This window comes from Caballeronia sp. LjRoot34 (genome assembly GCF_964253815.1).
Taxonomy (GTDB): Bacteria; Pseudomonadota; Gammaproteobacteria; order Burkholderiales; family Burkholderiaceae; genus Caballeronia.
Genome location: NZ_CAXUSB020000001.1, coordinates 1,842,371 through 1,858,748, shown reverse-complemented (window position 1 = coordinate 1,858,748; position 16,378 = coordinate 1,842,371). Strand labels below are relative to the sequence as shown.

General features: G+C 60.7%; 13 protein-coding genes and 1 pseudogene. 8 read left to right on the top strand and 6 right to left on the bottom strand.

What is annotated here, in order from left to right:
• The first annotated feature begins 60 nt into the window (after positions 1-60).
• From ACSQ36_RS08360 to ACSQ36_RS08345, 4 genes are read left to right on the top strand one after another with little or no spacing between them, the layout of a single operon-like run.
• On the top strand, positions 61-663 hold the full coding sequence (locus ACSQ36_RS08360; RefSeq protein WP_436181564.1) for an ABC transporter substrate-binding protein: 603 nt from the start codon (positions 61-63) through the stop codon (positions 661-663).
• On the top strand, positions 563-1,285 hold the full coding sequence (locus tag ACSQ36_RS08355; protein ID WP_436181563.1) for an ABC transporter substrate-binding protein: 723 nt from the start codon (positions 563-565) through the stop codon (positions 1,283-1,285). The genes ACSQ36_RS08360 and ACSQ36_RS08355 overlap by 101 nt, the downstream gene beginning before the upstream one ends.
• Complete coding sequence (locus ACSQ36_RS08350; RefSeq protein ID WP_436181562.1) at positions 1,282-2,676, top strand: LLM class flavin-dependent oxidoreductase; 1,395 nt, start codon at positions 1,282-1,284, stop codon at positions 2,674-2,676. Before ACSQ36_RS08355 ends, ACSQ36_RS08350 begins: the two co-directional genes overlap by 4 nt.
• Positions 2,677-2,690: 14 nt before the next feature.
• Positions 2,691-3,935, top strand: a complete 1,245-nt coding sequence (locus ACSQ36_RS08345) for a monooxygenase (RefSeq protein WP_436181561.1) — start codon at positions 2,691-2,693, stop codon at positions 3,933-3,935.
• A gap of 56 nt (positions 3,936-3,991) precedes the next feature.
• Here the strand turns inward: ACSQ36_RS08345 and ssuD are convergent, their stop codons facing one another.
• The 4 genes from ssuD to ACSQ36_RS08325 all read right to left on the bottom strand — a co-directional run bounded on the left by ssuD (position 3,992) and on the right by ACSQ36_RS08325 (position 8,706).
• Entirely contained in the window at positions 3,992-5,119 is a 1,128-nt protein-coding gene (ssuD, locus tag ACSQ36_RS08340) for an FMNH2-dependent alkanesulfonate monooxygenase (RefSeq protein ID WP_436181560.1), read from the bottom strand.
• A gap of 157 nt (positions 5,120-5,276) precedes the next feature.
• Positions 5,277-5,804, bottom strand: coding sequence for a c-type cytochrome (locus tag ACSQ36_RS08335; protein WP_436181559.1), 528 nt, complete (start codon positions 5,802-5,804; stop codon positions 5,277-5,279).
• The gene (gene soxC / locus ACSQ36_RS08330) at positions 5,797-7,080 is read right to left on the bottom strand and encodes a sulfite dehydrogenase (RefSeq protein WP_436181558.1); all 1,284 of its coding nucleotides are present in this window, start codon (positions 7,078-7,080) and stop codon (positions 5,797-5,799) included. The genes ACSQ36_RS08335 and soxC overlap by 8 nt, the downstream gene beginning before the upstream one ends.
• A 267-nt stretch (positions 7,081-7,347) precedes the next feature.
• A complete protein-coding gene (locus tag ACSQ36_RS08325) occupies positions 7,348-8,706 on the bottom strand; it encodes an LLM class flavin-dependent oxidoreductase (protein WP_436181557.1) in 1,359 nt (452 codons plus the stop codon).
• Between the two features lie 182 nt (positions 8,707-8,888).
• On the opposite strand from ACSQ36_RS08325, the gene ACSQ36_RS08320 reads away from it, so the two are divergent.
• Genes ACSQ36_RS08320 through ACSQ36_RS08305 form a run of 4 tightly spaced genes read left to right on the top strand, consistent with a single transcriptional unit; the run spans position 8,889 to position 13,446 of the window.
• A complete protein-coding gene (locus tag ACSQ36_RS08320) occupies positions 8,889-9,917 on the top strand; it encodes a sugar ABC transporter substrate-binding protein (protein ID WP_436181556.1) in 1,029 nt (342 codons plus the stop codon).
• Positions 9,907-11,445, top strand: a complete 1,539-nt coding sequence (locus tag ACSQ36_RS08315; protein ID WP_436181555.1) for a sugar ABC transporter ATP-binding protein — start codon at positions 9,907-9,909, stop codon at positions 11,443-11,445. Before ACSQ36_RS08320 ends, ACSQ36_RS08315 begins: the two co-directional genes overlap by 11 nt.
• Positions 11,358-12,470 (top strand): ABC transporter permease, encoded by a 1,113-nt coding sequence (locus tag ACSQ36_RS08310; RefSeq protein WP_436183127.1) that lies wholly within the window; start codon positions 11,358-11,360, stop codon positions 12,468-12,470. The genes ACSQ36_RS08315 and ACSQ36_RS08310 overlap by 88 nt, the downstream gene beginning before the upstream one ends.
• Positions 12,463-13,446 carry an ABC transporter permease gene (locus ACSQ36_RS08305; protein ID WP_436181554.1) on the top strand — a complete coding sequence of 328 codons (984 nt, stop codon included), beginning with the start codon at positions 12,463-12,465 and terminating at the stop codon, positions 13,444-13,446. Before ACSQ36_RS08310 ends, ACSQ36_RS08305 begins: the two co-directional genes overlap by 8 nt.
• A gap of 294 nt (positions 13,447-13,740) precedes the next feature.
• On the opposite strand, the pseudogene ACSQ36_RS08300 reads toward ACSQ36_RS08305, so the two are convergent.
• Together ACSQ36_RS08300 and ACSQ36_RS08295 are read right to left on the bottom strand one after the other, a co-directional pair.
• A pseudogene (locus tag ACSQ36_RS08300) lies at positions 13,741-14,131 on the bottom strand (aminotransferase class V-fold PLP-dependent enzyme); the annotation flags it as partial.
• Positions 14,132-15,405: 1,274 nt separating this feature from the next.
• Positions 15,406-15,717: a hypothetical protein gene (locus ACSQ36_RS08295; RefSeq protein WP_436181553.1), complete on the bottom strand. Its 312-nt coding sequence runs from the start codon at positions 15,715-15,717 to the stop codon at positions 15,406-15,408.
• Positions 15,718-16,378 lie beyond the last annotated feature (661 nt).

Sequence of the window (16,378 nt, the reverse complement as noted above, 5' to 3'; positions counted from 1 at the left end):
CGCTTACTCAACGCCTACCCGGCCTGCGGGTCCATCCCTTCTTTTCTCTTCAACTGGCCTATGTCCCCACGATCCATTTCGTCCGCAGCGACACTGCTGCTCGCCCTGCTCGGCTTCGCCGCCACGGCAGCCCAAGCCGACGATAAAAGCCCTGTCCTCGTTGGCTTCATCATCGCGCAAAGCGGTTCGCCGTTCGCCGTAACCGACCCTGGCCGTGTTGCGACCATCGCCGCGCAAGCGGTGAACGATCAGGGCGGGATCAACGGCCGCAAGCTGGTCGTCGAGATTTGCGACACCAAGGGCCAACCCGCTGCGAGTCTCGCCTGCGCGCGGCGTCTGGCCGACAAAGGCGCGATCACCCTGATCGGCGGGCGCAGCGCAAACGGCGTCGACAAGATCCTGCGCGCGAAAAACATGGCGGCCTGGTTTCCGATGGGCAGCGATCCATCGGACGTTCGCAATCCGCTGTCCTTCATCACCGCGCTCAACGGCGCAGGCGCGGCACAAGGCACGTATCTCGGCGCAAAAACGCTTTGGCGCCAAACGCGCTGTCTACGTGTCCATGCTCGGCAACACGATCTATCAGAACACCGCCAAATTCGGCTACGCGCAGGCAGGCGTGACGGATGTGACGATCATCGAAGTGCCGCCTTCGACGACTGACTTCGCGCCGTACATCGCGAAGATCAAGGAGCTGCATCCGGACGTCTGGGGCGGCATGCTTTACCCGCCCGAACAGCAGACGCTGCTGGTCGAGGCGGCCGCGCAGCAGGGTCTGACAATTCCATTTGTCAGCAGCAACAACGTGATCGAGGACGCCACCATTGCGGCGTTGAGCAAGGCGCCGTTTGCGAATTCCCTGGCGCTGGAGAAAGGCGAGGACGCAAAGCGCTTCCCGACGTGGGCCGAGTATGAAAGACAACTCGCCCGTTACGATCCGCATCACGACGTGAAAGGCCCGACCGACGGCACCACGACCACCGACTGGCTGGCCGTCTGGACCTTCGCGCAGATTGCCCGCAAGTTGCCGGTCGTGACTGTCGACAGCTTCCGCGACTACGTCTCGCGGGACAAGAACTTCACTACGGACGTGCTCCATCCGATCGACTTCACCGCCGTCGCGCCGGTCGACGGCATGCCGCGTCAGGAGAACATTTGGGCCTTTGCGGGTCACGTCCAGAACGGCCACGAAGTGGTCGATGACCCCGTGCCATACAGCGCGTGGCAGAAAACGGCGGTCAAGCCGTGGACCGCGCAGCAGATCGCGGAGGCCACCGGAAAATGAGCACATCATCCCGCACGCCCCGGCCGCTGATTTTCAACGCGTTCGCGCACGTCACACCCAACCATCACAGCCACGGCCTGTGGCGGCATCCTTCAGGCGCGCATCAACTGGACTTCTACAAGTTGCAGCCGTGGATAGAACTTGCGCAGACCGCCGAACGAGGTTTCTTCGATGTCGTGTTTCTTGCCGACGTCGCGGGCATCTACGAAACGTCCGACGGAAGCTGGCAGCAAGCCGTGCGAACCGGCATGCAGTTTCCGTCTCATGACCCGGCCGCGCTGGTATCGGCGCTTGCGGCGGCGACACGGAACATTGGCTTTGCGGTGACGAGTTCGGTGATTCAGGAGCATCCGTTCAGCTTCGCGCGCAAACTCTCGACGCTCGATCATCTGAGCGAAGGACGGGTTGCCTGGAACATCGTCACATCCTATCTCGACAACACTGCGCGCAACTACGGGCTCGATGGCCTTCCGAAGCACGACGACCGTTATGTGTGGGCCGAAGAATACGCAGAAGTGGTGTACAAGCTGTGGGAAGCAAGCTGGGAAGACAACGCCCTCGTCACCGATCCCGCAAGCGGCGTGTTCGTCGATCCCGCGCGCTTGCATGCGATCAATCATCACGGCGAGCGCTACCGTGTCGCCGGGCCGCATATCGTTCAGACCTCGCCGCAACGCACGCCAGTCCTGTTTCAGGCAGGCTCGTCCGAGGCCGGACGCCGCTTCGCCGCGCGGCATGCCGAGCTGACTTTCCTGCCGGCGACCACGCCGGAAACCGCCGCCGCCGATATTGCCGACCTGCGGCGGCGCACGGCGCAGGCCGGCCGCGATCCGAAGGACATTCGCGCCATTGTGATGCTGGCGCCGGTTATTGGCAGCACGGAAGCTGAAGCGAAAGCACGACGCGCGGAGATCCTGGAATCGTTCAGCCTGGAGGCGCTTGCCGCGTTCTGGAGTGGCAGCATAGGGGTCGACCTGACCACGATCGATCCGGCAACGCCACTGACGAAACTGCGGGAACAGAACGGCACCCGAGGCAAGATCCATGCATTGATCGACGCAGCGCCCGATGGCGTCGTGACATTCGCGGACGTATTGCGCAAGACCATCTCCGCACAGTTCGCGGGCACGCCGGAGCAGATCGCCGACGAGGTCGAGCGATGGGCGGCCGCGGGCGTCGCGGGCTTCAACGTAGTGCCCGTCACCACGCTTGGCTGGTGGAGCGAGTTCGTCGACCACGTCGTACCGGTATTGCAACGACGCGGCTTGATGCAGACGGAGTATGCCCAGGGCACGCTGCGAGAAAAGCTGTTCCGCGACGGTCCCTATCTGCCGGATCGCCATCCCGCTCGCCGTCTGCGCCCATGGGCGCCCTCCACACCATCCGCCTGAGCACACACAAGACCATGCCAACTGATCGTTCCACCTTGCCCTCCGATGCCATTGCGCATCATTGGGGCGCAGGCCCTACCCCGGGATATGACGCGCTCGCCGCACGCTTTCGACCGGTGTTCGCGCGCATCCGCGCGGGCAGTGTCGAGCGCGAGATCGAGCGGCGCTTGCCCGTCGAAGAAATCGAATGGCTGCGGCGAGCCGGCTTTACGGCCTTGCGCGTGCCGCATTCGAGCGATGCGAACGGCGTGACATTGCCCGAACTGTTCGCGCTGCTCGTCGAACTTTCCGAGGCCGATTCAAATCTCACGCAAGCGCTGCGCGCTCATTTCGGTTTCGTGGAACATGCGTTGGCGAAACCGCCGGCGCGCCGCGATGTCTGGCTGAACCGCCTCGCCGAGGGGCAGATCGTCGGCGCTGCATGGTCGGAGACCGGCGACGCGAAGCGAGCGAACTTTTCGACGGTGCTGAGCCAAGGCGAAAACGGCTGGCGTCTGAACGGCACCAAGTTCTATACGACGGGTTCGCTCTACGCAAACTGGATTCATGTCGGCGCTTCTGACGCGCAGGGCGCGCCGGTGTCCGTCACGATCGACCGCAAGGCACGGGGCGTCGAAGTGCTGGACGACTGGGACGGTATGGGACAACGCCTGACGGCGAGCGGAACCAGCCGGTTTATCGATGTGCCGGTGGACGAAAACGAAATCGTGGCCGACGGTCCGCCGTTTGCCTATTCGGAGGCGTTCTACCAGCTGGTGCATCTTGCGACGCTGGCGGGAATCGGACGCGCGCTGGCGTCCGATGTCGCGGCCGCGCTGGCCACGCGCAAGCGCGGCTACAGTCACGCCGCGGCGCCATTGCCGGCAAACGATCCGCAACTGCTCGAAATTGCCGGGCGGCTGCGCGCGAACGCGTATTCGGCGGGTGCGATCGTCCGGCTGGCGGCCGTAGCACTGGAGCGGGCCGCAGCGTTCTCCGGTGAAACGACGGATGACGCGCTGCTCGCAGTCACGCAGGCCGAACTCGAGATCTGGCAGGCGCAGACGGTCGTATCGCAACTGGTGCTGGACGCGACGACGGACGCTTTCGATGCGCTGGGTGCATCGGCGACGCTTCGATCTGCCGGGCTCGATCGATACTGGCGTAACGCGCGGACCATCACCTCGCATAATCCGCGCGTCTACAAGGACAGGATCGTGGGCGACTTCGCGGTCAACGGCAAGCTGCCGCCGGGGCAGTGGCGCATCGGACAGGTTTGATGGCGTCGGCACTGGCCGATCAGGGCGTCTTTCGATGTCTCATATGGAAGCCGATGCTATTGCTTGCTACTCACGGCGCGAACGTCGAACGCGCCGCCGGTCTGGCGCTGCATGGTGGTGACCGGTTTCTTGCCGGGCAATAGCGGAAACACCAGTTCGGCGAAGCGATACGCCTCTTCCAGATGCGGATACCCCGACAGCACAAAACTGTCGGCGCCCGCCTCGACGTATTCAAGCAAACGCTCGACGACTGTTTGCGGGTCGCCGACCAGCGCCGTGCCTGCGCCGCCGCGTACGAGGCCCACGCCCGCCCACAGATTCGGGCTGATCTCCAGCTTGTCGCGCTGGCCACCATGCAGCTCGGCCATCCGCTTTTGTCCAACCGAATCCATCCTGGCGAAGTTCTGCTGGGAGTCCGCGATGTCCTTGTCGGTGAGTTTGCTGATCAGGGAATCCGCCGCTGCCCACGCTTCATCGTTGGTTTCGCGGACTATCACATGCAGACGCACGCCAAAGCGCGGCTTGCGTCCGCGACGCGCAGCACGTTCCCGCACATCGGCGAACTTTGCGGCAACCGCCGCGGGCAGTTCGCCCCACGTCAGATATGTATCGACATGCTCCGCTGCAATTTCGTGTGCCGCGGGCGACGAGCCGCCAAAAAAGAGCGGAGGATATGGCTTTTGAACCGGCTCATGGAAGTTCTTTGCGCCTTTGACTCGCACATGCATGCCCTCGAAGTCAATTTCTTCTCCTGAGAACAGGCTGCGCCACACGGTCAGGAATTCGTTCGCGTATTCATAGCGCTGTTCATGATCGAGAAATACACCATCGGCGGCCAGCTCGGTTGCATCGCCGCCCGGCACCACGTTCAGCAGCAAACGACCGCCCAGTGCCTCATCGAGCGTGGCCGCCTGCCGCGCCGAAGCGGTGACATTGCCAAGCGAGGTACGCAGCGCGACGAGCAGTTTGATGCGACGCGTAACCGGAGCGAGACTGGCCGCCGTCACCCAGGGATCGAGACAACTGCTGCCAGTCGGGATAAGCAGATCATCGTAACCAAGCTCGTCCGCGGCAACGGCTATCTGGCGCACATAAGCATTGGTTGGCGCGCGGCCCGAATCGGAGACCCCGAGATAACGCGTATCGCCGGATGTGGGTAAAAACCAGAAAATGTCGAGACTCATCATGCACTCCTCACGCGGCCCCGCAATTCAAAAAATTTCTGCACTGGATTGCGGGGACAATGCGTCGCCATGCAACTGCCGGCTTGCCCTGCCGGGGCGAAAATGTGGATCGGCGATCATGCTTTAACTCAGGCAGAGCGAGCCGCACATGTGGCCTTCAAAGTTTGCCCGGACGAGGATCGGGTACAAAGCCATCGCGGTTAGGCATTCGCACCTTTGGCAACGAGTCCTTGTCGAGCGTCGTGCCGGGTGGAACGATGCCGTTCTGGTTCAACAAAAACGCGCTGAGCGCGTAGACCTCGTCGGACGAGAGCGACTGCGGCGCATTGAATGGCATGGCCCGCCTGATGTAGTCGAACAACGTGGTCGCGTAGGGCCAGTAACTTCCCACCGTGCGCTTCGGTTTATCGCTGGCAAGCGTGCCGCGTCCACCCACCAGTGCATCGCCGATCAGGCCCTGCCCCGCAGCGCCATGACACGCTGCACACTTCGATGCGAAGACGTGCGCGCCCATCGCGACGTCGCCACTGCCTGCGGGAAGGCCGCGTCCGTCCGGTCCCACGTCGATGTCCCAGGGCGCGATCTCTTCCCGAGTCAGCGGCGTACCGACATGATGGGAAGCGTTCGCCAGAATGGGAGAACCTGCAATCGCGAGAATGACGCCCAGTCGAAATAAGCTAAGCATTGCGAACGTCCCCGTTGGTATCGACTCGCCATTGCTGGATTGCGTTGTAGTGATACTGCGAATTAAGGCCACGCGCGCTGACAAGCGCTTCGCGAGTCGGCTGAACGTAGCCGGTTGAATCGGTCGCGCGGGACAGGATCGCGGCAGGGCCGCCGTTCCACTGCCAGTCCGCTTCGAAGCGCGTCAAGGCACGCTCGCGTGGCGAAGTCTCCATGCGCGCATTACGCCAGCTCGCGCCGCCATCCGTCGATACTTCCACGCGCCGGATCGTCCCGCGACCGGACCACGCAAGCCCCGAGATCGGATAGTACCCGTGCGTCGTCAGCTTGTGGCCCGGCGACGGCCTCGTGATCACCGACTTGGCATCCATTTCGAAGACGAACTGACGCGCGGTGCCATCAGCGAGAAGATTGGTGTACTTCGAGGTTTCTTCGCGGGTTTCGAGCGGTGCGTCGACCAGCTTGAGCCGCCGCAGCCATTTGACATGCGTGTTGCCCTCGAAGCCCGGCACGATGAGGCGCAGGGGGTAACCATTCTCGGGCCTTAGCCGCTCGCCATTCTGCGCATACGCGATCATCGCCCGGTCGATGATCCGGTCGAGCGGCAGACTGCGCGTCATCGCCGCCGCGTCGGACCCCTCGGCAAGAATCCAGCCGGTGTTACCTTGCGCGCCGTTTACTTCGTCGAGCAGTGTGGACAATCGAACGCCCGTCCATTCGCAACAGGAAAGCAGGCCGTGCGTCAGTTGTACGGGCATGCCGCTTGGCCCGTTCCACTCGCCACCGGTATTGCCCGAGCATTCGATGAAATGAATCCGTGATTCCGATGGCAGGCGCAAGATATCGTCCATCGTGAAGAGCTTGGGCGCACCGACCAGACCATGAACCGCCAGCCGATGCTGCGCCGGATCGATCTCCGGGACGCCGGCATGATGACGTTCATAGACCAGACCGTTCGGTGTGATCGATCCGTGCAGGTCGGCAAGCGGGGTCATCGATGAAGCGGCGCCCGGCAAAGGCCATGCCTTCGCGGCGCGACGCACGACGTCCTTTTCAAACGGCGATGGAACACCATAAGGGTGCTCGAGAATCGGCGCACCCGGCGTGGTGGACCAGGGTTCCACTTTCAGCGGCGCCAGAAGTTCTGAAGCGCTTGCCTGCGCCGCAGCAAAGGCGCTGATGCCCAGGCCGCCGATAAACCGCCGTCGTCGACGCGAGGTCAACCGGCTAACCGACGTTGTATTGGGGATGTTCGTCGCGGAAACACTTTTAGACATGGGGACGCTGCATCTTGATTGACTCTTCTGGTGGGGCGCAGGCAGAAAACCAGAACGGGATGAAAGCGTGCGGCTCACCCTGCTCACATAGAAATGCCAGCAACTCTATCAGCGCCGTTTTTCAAAGCAAACGAAGTCTTTGTTATGAGTAAATTTGCCTGATCGCGGGAACCGCTAATAGTGAATTCGAGATTTCGCTGCATCTAAAACGGCGCTTTGACAGAAACGCAATGCCAATCAAATACGTCTTTGTGCAGTCTGACGTGACTAATGCCTGTAAACCGTCGCAGGGTGCGGCGCGCTCAAACGCGCACCACCGGCAAAAAGCTTCTCGCGGAATGTTCCGGGCGCGTACTCCCGCTGATACACGCCGCGCGCCTGCAATTCCGGAACGATGAACTCGACGAAATCGCGGAAACTCCCATCCATGACCGCGTAAGAAAGATTGAATCCGTCGATGCCGGTGTCCGCCACCCAACCCTGCAAGGCATCGGCAACTTCCCCAGGTCCTCCGACTGTCACCGGGCTCAGGCCGCCGATCGTCCCCCATCTGGCAATCTCGGCGATGGACCATACGCGCCCGGGGTCGGCCATGCTCATGGCTTCGACCGCGGACTGAATCGCGTGGCTCTCGCGATGTTCAAACGGCGCGTCAGGCTCAAGCCGGGACAGGTCGATCCCGGTCCACCCGGACATCAATACAAGCGCGCCTTCCTCCGACGCGTAGCGTGTGTACGCATCATGTTTCTCATGGGCCCGCGCGCTGTCCGGCGCGGTGATCACCGTGTGCTCTGCAATGATCGGGACGCTCAGTGGATTGCGGCCGGCATCGGAAAATGCGCTTCTCAGCTTTTCCACCGTCCGTTTCAACGCCTGCTTCGAAGGTGCGCCGACGAATACGCATTCGGCGTGTCGCGAGGCAAATGCGCGCCCTTGTGCCGAGGCGCCCGCCTGATAAAGCAGCGGCGTTCTCTGCGGCGACGCTTCCACCAGATGCGGACCGTCGACTGAAAAATGTGCGCCACGATGTCCAATCCGATGCACGCGCGCCGGATCGACATACACGCCGCGCTCTGTATCGTGCAGCAGCGCGCCGTCTTCCCAACTGCCTTCCCAAAGCTTGTAGCAGACGTCGAGAAACTCCTCTGCGCGCTCGTATCGGCTCGCGTGATCGCGCTGTTGTTCAAGCCCGAAATTCCGTGCGGCGCCGTCCGACGCTGAAGTGACGATGTTCCAGCCAATACGTCCCTGCGTCAGATGATCCAGCGTGGAGAGCCGTCTTGCGAGCGCAAAGGGCGCTTCGTAACTCGTGGAACACGTCACGCCAAAGCACAGGTTGCGCGTCGCATTCGCCATGGCGCTGACCACCAGCAGCGGATCATGCAAGGGAACCTGTACGGCGCCTCGCAGTGCCGCGTCTGCCGAGCCGCCGTAGACGTCGGAAAGGCCATAAGTATCTGCCATGAACATTGCGTCGAAGCGCCCGCGCTCCAGCAGCGCCGCAAGTTCGGTCCAATGCGACAGGCTGTCATGGCGATGCGATGTGTCGCCCGGATTTCTCCACATGCCCGTAGATAAATGAGAGGGCGTGTTCATGACAAACGCATTGAAAATTAGCCGCGACATTCGGGTTCCGTAGTGAGTTTATTGATCCAGTTCCCACAATCCTAACGAGAACGTTGTCCCGCGTGGCGCGAATTTGCTTTCCACTTTCAGGCGTAATTGCTTAGCGGGAATATGACTTAGGGAAGTGCTTGCTCCGTGCTAGCTTTCGAGTCCATCCCATCTTTTATTTCGACTCATTTGATATGCAGAACAATCACTTCAGAAACCCAAGAGTCGCGTCTGCAACATGGCGGAAGTCGCTCGTCCGAGTCTTTGCCGGCTCGCTGGCGGGACTGCTTGCAAGTGCGGCGTTCGCCGCGCCGGCGCCGGCAGAGATTCCGTCGCTCAAGGGAAAGCGTATCGGCATTACCGTAGCCGGCACGGACCATTACTGGGACCTGAAGGCATATCAAGGACAAATCGATGAAGTCAAGCGTCTCGGCGGCACGCCCATTGCACTCGATGGCGGACGCAAGGACCCGCAGCAGATCGCGCAAATCCAGACGTTGATTGCGCAGAAGCCCGATGCGATCATCGAACAGCTCGGCACGGCTTCGGTACTCGAACCGTGGCTGCAAAAGATCCGTGCAGCCGGCATCCCCCTCTTCACCGTCGATACCGCCAGCCCCTCGAGCATCAACGTCACCACATCGGATAACTTCTACATCGGCGAGCAGTTGGCGCTCAAGCTGGTGAACGACCTGCATGGCGAGGGCAACATCCTCGTGTTCAACGGCTTCTATGGCGTGCCAGTCGTGGCCATGCGTTATGACGAGTTGCGCGCGGTTCTCAAGTGGTATCCGAAGATCAAGATCATTCAGCCGGAACTGCGCGACGTAATGCCGAACACAGTCCAGGATGCCTACGCGCAGATCAGCCAGCTGCTCAACAAGTATCCGAAGGGCACGGTTCATGCGATCTGGGCTGCGTGGGACATTCCGCAGATCGGCGCAACGCAGGCGGTGGACGCGGCGCATCGCACGGACGTCAAGACCTATGCGGTCGATGGCAGCCCTGACGTAGTGGCCCTTGTGAAGAATCCCAATTCCAGCGCGGCGGCGGTCGTCGCGCAGCAACCGTATCTGATTGGGAAGACCGCCGTTGACAACGTAGCGCGTTACCTTGCAGGCGACCGGTCGTTGCCGCCTGCCACGTATGTGCCGGCCATTATCGTCACGAAGGAAAATGCCGCGGACGCGCAGAAGACGTTGGGCCAGGCCGATGGCAAATGAGCATGACGAGGTGCTTGCGCTGCGGGCCATCTCCAAGAGTTTCGACGGGATACCCGCCTTGCACAACGTCTCTCTTGCGCTTGCCCGCGGCCAGGTTCATGGCCTGATTGGTCAGAACGGCGCGGGGAAATCCACACTGATCAAGATCCTCGGCGGTATTCACAGGTCGGATGATGGCGAGCTCGTTCTCGACGGAAATATTGTTTCGATCAGCACGCCTGCCGGGGCGCGCCAGCTCGGCATTGAAATCGTGCACCAGGACCGGCTGCTTGCGCCGACCCTGACCATGGCCGAGGCGTTATTGCTCGGCAATGAACACACCTTCGGCTTTCTGCCCGTGCTCAACGCGGCTGCCATGCGCCGTTACGCACGCGCCGCCGTGCAGGAACATTTCGATGTCCACATCGACCCGTCCCGGCTTATCGCGGAGTTAAGCGTTGCCGAGCAACAGGTCGTGCAGATCACGCGCGCGCTCCTGAGCAAGCCGCGCGTGCTGGTCCTCGACGAGCCTACCGCAGCGCTCGCGCGGCATGAAGCGGAGCAACTGTTCGCCGCGATTCGGCGGTTACGCGATCGCGGTCTCGCGATCCTCTACGTCTCGCATTATCTCGACGAAATCGAGTCTCTTTGCGACGTCGTCACGGTTCTCCGCGATGGCCGCGACGCCGGCAGGTTTGTGGTGGCTGAATCAACGCCGCAACAACTCGTTGCCGCGATGATCGGCGGCAGCACCGCTTCACTCGTCCCTGCATCGACACGCAAGCCCGGCGCGCCGCTGCTGCGCGTTTGCGCGTTGAGCGCTGCAGCGCGCTTCGAAGACGTGAGCTTCAACGTGCGCCGTGGCGAGATTGTCGGCGTGACGGGGTTGCTGGGTTCGGGAGGCAAAGCCGTAGTACGAAGCCTGTTCGGACTGGAGGCGGGCGTGCAGGGACATATCGAACTGGATAACAAGCCGTATGTTCCTGTCGATCCGCGCGATGCGGCGCAGCGTGGCATTGCGTTCGTTCCGGAAGACAGGCGCGCGCACGGCATTGCGCTCGACCTGCCGGTGCGGGAGAACATCTCGCTCGCGAGTCTCACGCGTCTCGTGCGGCACGCATTGATCGATCGCCGCCGTGAAAGGGAACTGGTGCAGCGGCGCATCGACGGCTTGCAGATTCGTGCGCCGGGAATGGATGCGCCCGCGCGTCAGCTCTCCGGTGGCAATCAGCAGAAGGTGGTGCTGGCGAAATGGCTCAGCACGCATTCGAACCTGTATTTGTTCGACGAACCCACAGTCGGTGTCGACATCGGTGCCAAAGCAGAGATCTATCGCACGATCGATGAACTTGCCGCACAGGGCGCGGCCGTGTTGGTGTTCTCCACCGACCTCATCGAGCTGCAGGGCATCACGGACCGGATCCTGATCCTTGCGCGTGGGCGGCTCGTGCGGGAACTGGTATCGAACGAAACGAATCATCAGGAAATCCTGGGCTGGGCGAGCGGGGCGCCGGTCCACGAACACGATCAACAAACGGTGCAAGCGTGAGTCATCTTCCAGTCAAACAGGCGCGCAGGAATCTGTTCGCTTTCGCGGGTGCGCTCAAGCTGCCGCAATGGTGGTTGCAAAGCGGCGCGCTTATCGCGTTCGTGATCGTGCTGGTCGTGTTTTCGACAAGCTCGCCCCTTTTCTTCACGCTCGGCAATTTCGCCAATGTGATGCAGCAGTCGGCCATCATCGGCACGCTCGCCTTCGGGCTGACGCTGGTTCTGGTGGGCGGAGGCGTGAACGGCATAGCAGGTGGCATCGATCTTTCGATTGCGGCCAACCTCGGGTTTTGTGCGGCCGTGTACGCGACATCGCTTGCCGATGGTCTTGCGCCTGCGGCCGCGGTCGCGCTGACTTTACTTGCCGGAACCGCCGTCGGCCTGTTCAATGCTTTCGCGGTGGTCGTATTGCGCATGCTGCCCCTGCTCGCGACGCTCACGGCCATGAACATCGTGGCGGGGCTGGAACTGGTCGTCACCCGGAACTCGACCGTTTCCGCGACAGGGCCGACGCTTTCCGCTCTGCTCGATAACGGGCCCTTCGCGATTCCGTGGTTATCGTATGCGTTTGTCGGCGTGGGCCTCGCGTTCGTGTGGCTCGGCCATTTCACGCGCTTCGGACTGCGGCTTCACGCGTCCGGCAGCCACCCCGCAGCGACCCGTGCAGCCGGACTGCGCGCCGACGGCTACGTTGCCGCAAGCTATGTCTTGTGCGGATTGTCGGCCGGCGTGGCCGCCCTCGCCTCCACCGCGCTTCTGAGCGGCAGCGCACCGGGTTCCGGCGAAAATCTCCTTGCTGTCATCGCTGCGGTGCTTCTTGGTGTCGTGTTCTCGCGCCGGCTTGTGCCAACCATGGCAGGCACCTGGCTAAGCGTGCTGTTTCTCGGGCTCGTAGCGAACGGTTTCCAGCTGGACAACGTATCCAGCTACTGGATAAACGGCGTGGAAGGCGCGTTGATCCTGTTCGTTGTTTCGCTTACGGCGCTGCTTCGGCGACGCAACCTTGAGAGAAGCAGTCATGCGTGAACTCGTCCTTCGCCCTTTCGGGCGTGCCGTCACTTTCATGGGCTGGACGCGGTATGCGCTGGTCTTTGTGTTTGCTGCGGCAATTGCATTTTTCGCTGTATTTGCGCCCGCATTCGCAACGCTTTCGAATATCGACAGCGTGCTGCTCAACACGGTCGCGCCGCTGGCGATCGTGGCGCTTGCCATGACGGTGGTGGCGTCGCTGGGTGCGGTCGATCTTTCTGTCGGGACGGCCGTCGATCTTGCGAGTCTCGTGTTCATCACGCTTGCAGGACACAACATCGGCATCCCGCTTGCCTGTGTTGCGGCACTTGGCGCAGCACTCGCAGTGGGGCTGTTCAACGGCGTACTGATTGCGTCATTCGGCGTGGAGCCGTTTCTCGCGACGCTTGGCACACTGTTCATAGGCCAGAGCATCCAGCAACTCGCAACCGATGGTGGCCAGCCCATCTATCTTTTGAACCAGACGCTGCCTCAATCATTTTCGATGCTCGGTCATGGCCGCTTGTTCGGCATCGCCTTGCCTTTGTATTTCGTCGCGGTTCTCGCCTGCGTATTGCACTTGCTGCTCGCGCGCTCGCGTCACGGCCGGGGCATTACCGTCCTCGGCGTGCAGGCCGGCGTGGCGCGCTATTCCGGCCTTCCGGTGCGCGCGTTGTTGTATCTCGCGTTCGCACTGAGCGCCGTGAGCTCAGGGGCGGTCGGGTTGATCCTTTCGTCGAACGTAAAGGCCTATGTGCCGTTAGCGGGAAACGGCTATTTGCTCAACGCGATCGGCGCAACATTTATTGGAGCGACGCTTTCGTCGTCTCATCGACCGAACGTGCCGGGAACGCTCATTGGGGTGCTACTGCTAGGCTTCGCAGCGAACGGGCTGCTGCTTGTCGGATGGAACTTCTATTGGCAACAAGTGGCGATCGGCGTTCTTATCTTTCTGGTGCTGGCGGCCGGAACTTTGAACTCGCGACGCCGATGAAGAATGAGTTCCAAGAGTCAGAGGGAGGTCCAGGAATGCGTTCGCTAAGCTGAACAACGTGTCCGTCCAGTGGTGAACACCCAGAACGGTTTGAGGATTCAGGTTGCGCAAGATTCTTAAAAGTCCGCATTACGACGTCCGCTTGAGCACACTGGTGTTTTGCGCCCAAGCGAAACGAATTGATATCTCGCACCTCGAGATACCAGCAATATAGCCCCAACAATTAAAAAGAACGTCGCACGGCACGCGCCCGATTGAGACCATGCGGAGGCCGTGCGAGCCCAACTCGCTGTTTCAACGCCGCGACGATAGCCGGCGTACCACAGAAACCATCTGATCAGCTTCATCGCAGGTGTTGTAAAAAGCGAGTGACGGCCGCACGGTCGCCACGACTCCGAAGCGCCGGAGAATCGGTTGCGCGCAGTGATGCCCCGAACGCACTGCAATGCCCTCTTCGTTCTGCCCGACCTCTTCCGTCTCATAGCCCTTCAGCACAAACGACAACACGCTGGCCTTATCCTTTCGCTGTACCAATCAGCCGCACACCCGGCACCGGCTGCAATACGCTCGTCGCATAAGCAAGCAGATCATGTTCGTAATGCCCGATATTCTCGATACCCACGCGCGTCACATAGTCAATCGCAGCCCCAAGGCCCACTGCATCGGCAATGTTGATGGTGGCGGCAACTCCATGGCTGTCTCGATGGCCAATGGTGAGAAACAAAGCATGAAGCTGTGCCGCTTGTATGCGGCCAACCACGCGGTGGTCTGGCAAGGGCTAAGGCGTCGCCGGTTCAGAACGGCATGCACTTAGGATGCTGTCGCGCGGAAAGCCGCTGAGGCGTCCGTCATCCTGAGTCGCCGGTACCTGACCGATTCGTTCAAAAGCAGTCAGACAATGCCGCATAATAAACATCGTAGAATTAGTTCGTTTCGGGTGCCTGTCGCTTGCTGTACTGTGTAGACAGCGCCACGATGATCAGGTATCTCGTGACGCCACTGGGCCCGGCAGCAACGGAGCGCATCACGCGCGAAACGCCTTCGCCAGGGTCCAGTCCAGAGACAAGTAAACAGCGCTTACGAAATCAGGCACCTACCTATATGTGGTCAAAAAGGTACCCGGCGCCATTGGGGGGTTATTCCTACACGGTCGTGCGGCTAGCAAGCGCTTTGACGGGCGTGCTTCGCGCTTCTAATCTCCGCGAGATCCGCTTTCACCGTGGCATCTTGGACATTAGAAGTGTCTGGGTCGACGAGGGTGAAATCGGTATTCCACACCTGCCAGCACGCTAATAGTCATTGGGCAGCCTGCAAAGTCAGGTGGCGATGGTTTAAGCCTGTTTCCTTTTGGATGGCAGTAGCGTTGTGCTGTGCGTCTTTTATCGAATATCCGGTGGCGGCCGCTCCGGGCGCAGATAACGCCGCCTTTCCCTCCGACCGGGCACATGGCGTCAGATCGCCAGACGGGATTTCTCCGGCAAGGTGGTCCATCTCGCACCGACATCAGTAGGCCATGACGCGTCCGAGTCAACGACGTGGACATCGATATTCCGGGCATCCTGCCAGCATTATCCAGTTGCTAATTGCCTGCTCAGCTACTGGAGAAGGAGGTAAAGCTCTCCCCTTCTGGACGACATCGCCGAAAGCGCCACGCCAACCCGCGGAAGGCTTCATTCGGTCGCGCCATGGTGCTGGGAACTTGAGGCAACGAGTCAACTTCGACGCTGATCGCGCATCACGTCCGCGCAAGCTCCGCCTGAATGGTGTCGAGCAAACGAGCATCCTCTGCCGTAACGTCAGGAGCGAAACGCCCTACCACGCGACCGTCGTTTCACTAGGAATTCCACAATACGTCGGGCACCGGATTGGGCTCGACCCCGTAACCTTGAGACGCTCTCGAAAAGTGCCATCGCCAGTAGCATCCGGCTGTGCGGTCGTCAGCGTCCGGTACAACGGATGCTAGTCCGTGCCAACTACGGATATTTTGGAAAACAGCGGAAACTTTACGTCGTAGGTCGTGTTGTAGAACGCCAGGATCTCCGCGTCGCTACCCGACTCCTGTCCCTTGAAGTTATCCGCCGGGAAACCTAACACTTCCAGCCCCTCTGCCCGCTCATCCCCGCGCAGCTTCTCCAGGCTTTCGTACCGAGGCGTCAGTCCGCGTTTTGAAACCACGTTCACCACCGGCAATAGTTTCCTCTTGAACCGTTCCAGTGTTAGCGGTGCACCATCAATGGATTTCACTGGAACATCGTAGATCGTCTGGCTCATTGTCTGGCTCGCTTAAAATGAAGGTTCATGGGGTGGTCACTCTCTGGGATCATTCGCGATCGGAAGCTTATATACTGCCCGCGATACTCAACAGTAGCACCGCCGAAGCCCCTCTCTTATCCCTATTTCTGATCCTCTTATAGGGCAACTGACTTGAAACGAATATCCTGCTCATCAGCACGACCGGCACCACGTCAGCTTCGTGCATCCGGCCCGTCGTCTAGGGCATTCTGAATCGGACAAGAACGTCAAAGGAGGGCCCGGCAGGAACCGCAAATGGTTGTTTCTCTCGACATTCCCACGGGGAAATTGGTTTACGGAGCGTATAACCCTGGCCAAGGTACACAAGCAAATCTACGTGCCAAGAATGAACTCTGAAACCGGTATGCAGGGCGGCTCGGTGTCAATAATTTGAAGTGTCAGACCCACCCAGATGAAGTTGATCGTGCAGCGGCACCTGACCTTGCCCTAACGGTCAACACAGTACTCCCCCGCTATAACAAAGGCGAAAACACCAGCGACAAAGGTGTTTCGAGACTCAATCACGCGGCTTCGGCACCCGCTGCCTACGCTTCACGAAGTACGTGACCGTCCTCCATGCAAGAGTTGCTTCCGTTTGGTGGTTAGCCTTTACCGGGAGGGAGTCGAATCCTCTGGACTC

What these genes read in the sequence shown, in the direction of transcription:
- ACSQ36_RS08360 (WP_436181564.1), top strand. Translation starts at nt 61, where the DNA reads ATGTCCCCACGATCCATTTCGTCCGCAGCGACACTGCTGCTCGCCCTG.
- ACSQ36_RS08355 (WP_436181563.1), top strand. Translation starts at nt 563, where the DNA reads ATGCTCGGCAACACGATCTATCAGAACACCGCCAAATTCGGCTACGCG.
- ACSQ36_RS08350 (WP_436181562.1), top strand. Translation starts at nt 1,282, where the DNA reads ATGAGCACATCATCCCGCACGCCCCGGCCGCTGATTTTCAACGCGTTC.
- ACSQ36_RS08345 (WP_436181561.1), top strand. Translation starts at nt 2,691, where the DNA reads ATGCCAACTGATCGTTCCACCTTGCCCTCCGATGCCATTGCGCATCAT.
- ssuD (WP_436181560.1), bottom strand. Translation starts at nt 5,119, where the DNA reads ATGAGTCTCGACATTTTCTGGTTTTTACCCACATCCGGCGATACGCGT.
- ACSQ36_RS08335 (WP_436181559.1), bottom strand. Translation starts at nt 5,804, where the DNA reads ATGCTTAGCTTATTTCGACTGGGCGTCATTCTCGCGATTGCAGGTTCT.
- soxC (WP_436181558.1), bottom strand. Translation starts at nt 7,080, where the DNA reads ATGTCTAAAAGTGTTTCCGCGACGAACATCCCCAATACAACGTCGGTT.
- ACSQ36_RS08325 (WP_436181557.1), bottom strand. Translation starts at nt 8,706, where the DNA reads ATGTCGCGGCTAATTTTCAATGCGTTTGTCATGAACACGCCCTCTCAT.
- ACSQ36_RS08320 (WP_436181556.1), top strand. Translation starts at nt 8,889, where the DNA reads ATGCAGAACAATCACTTCAGAAACCCAAGAGTCGCGTCTGCAACATGG.
- ACSQ36_RS08315 (WP_436181555.1), top strand. Translation starts at nt 9,907, where the DNA reads ATGGCAAATGAGCATGACGAGGTGCTTGCGCTGCGGGCCATCTCCAAG.
- ACSQ36_RS08305 (WP_436181554.1), top strand. Translation starts at nt 12,463, where the DNA reads ATGCGTGAACTCGTCCTTCGCCCTTTCGGGCGTGCCGTCACTTTCATG.
- ACSQ36_RS08295 (WP_436181553.1), bottom strand. Translation starts at nt 15,717, where the DNA reads ATGAGCCAGACGATCTACGATGTTCCAGTGAAATCCATTGATGGTGCA.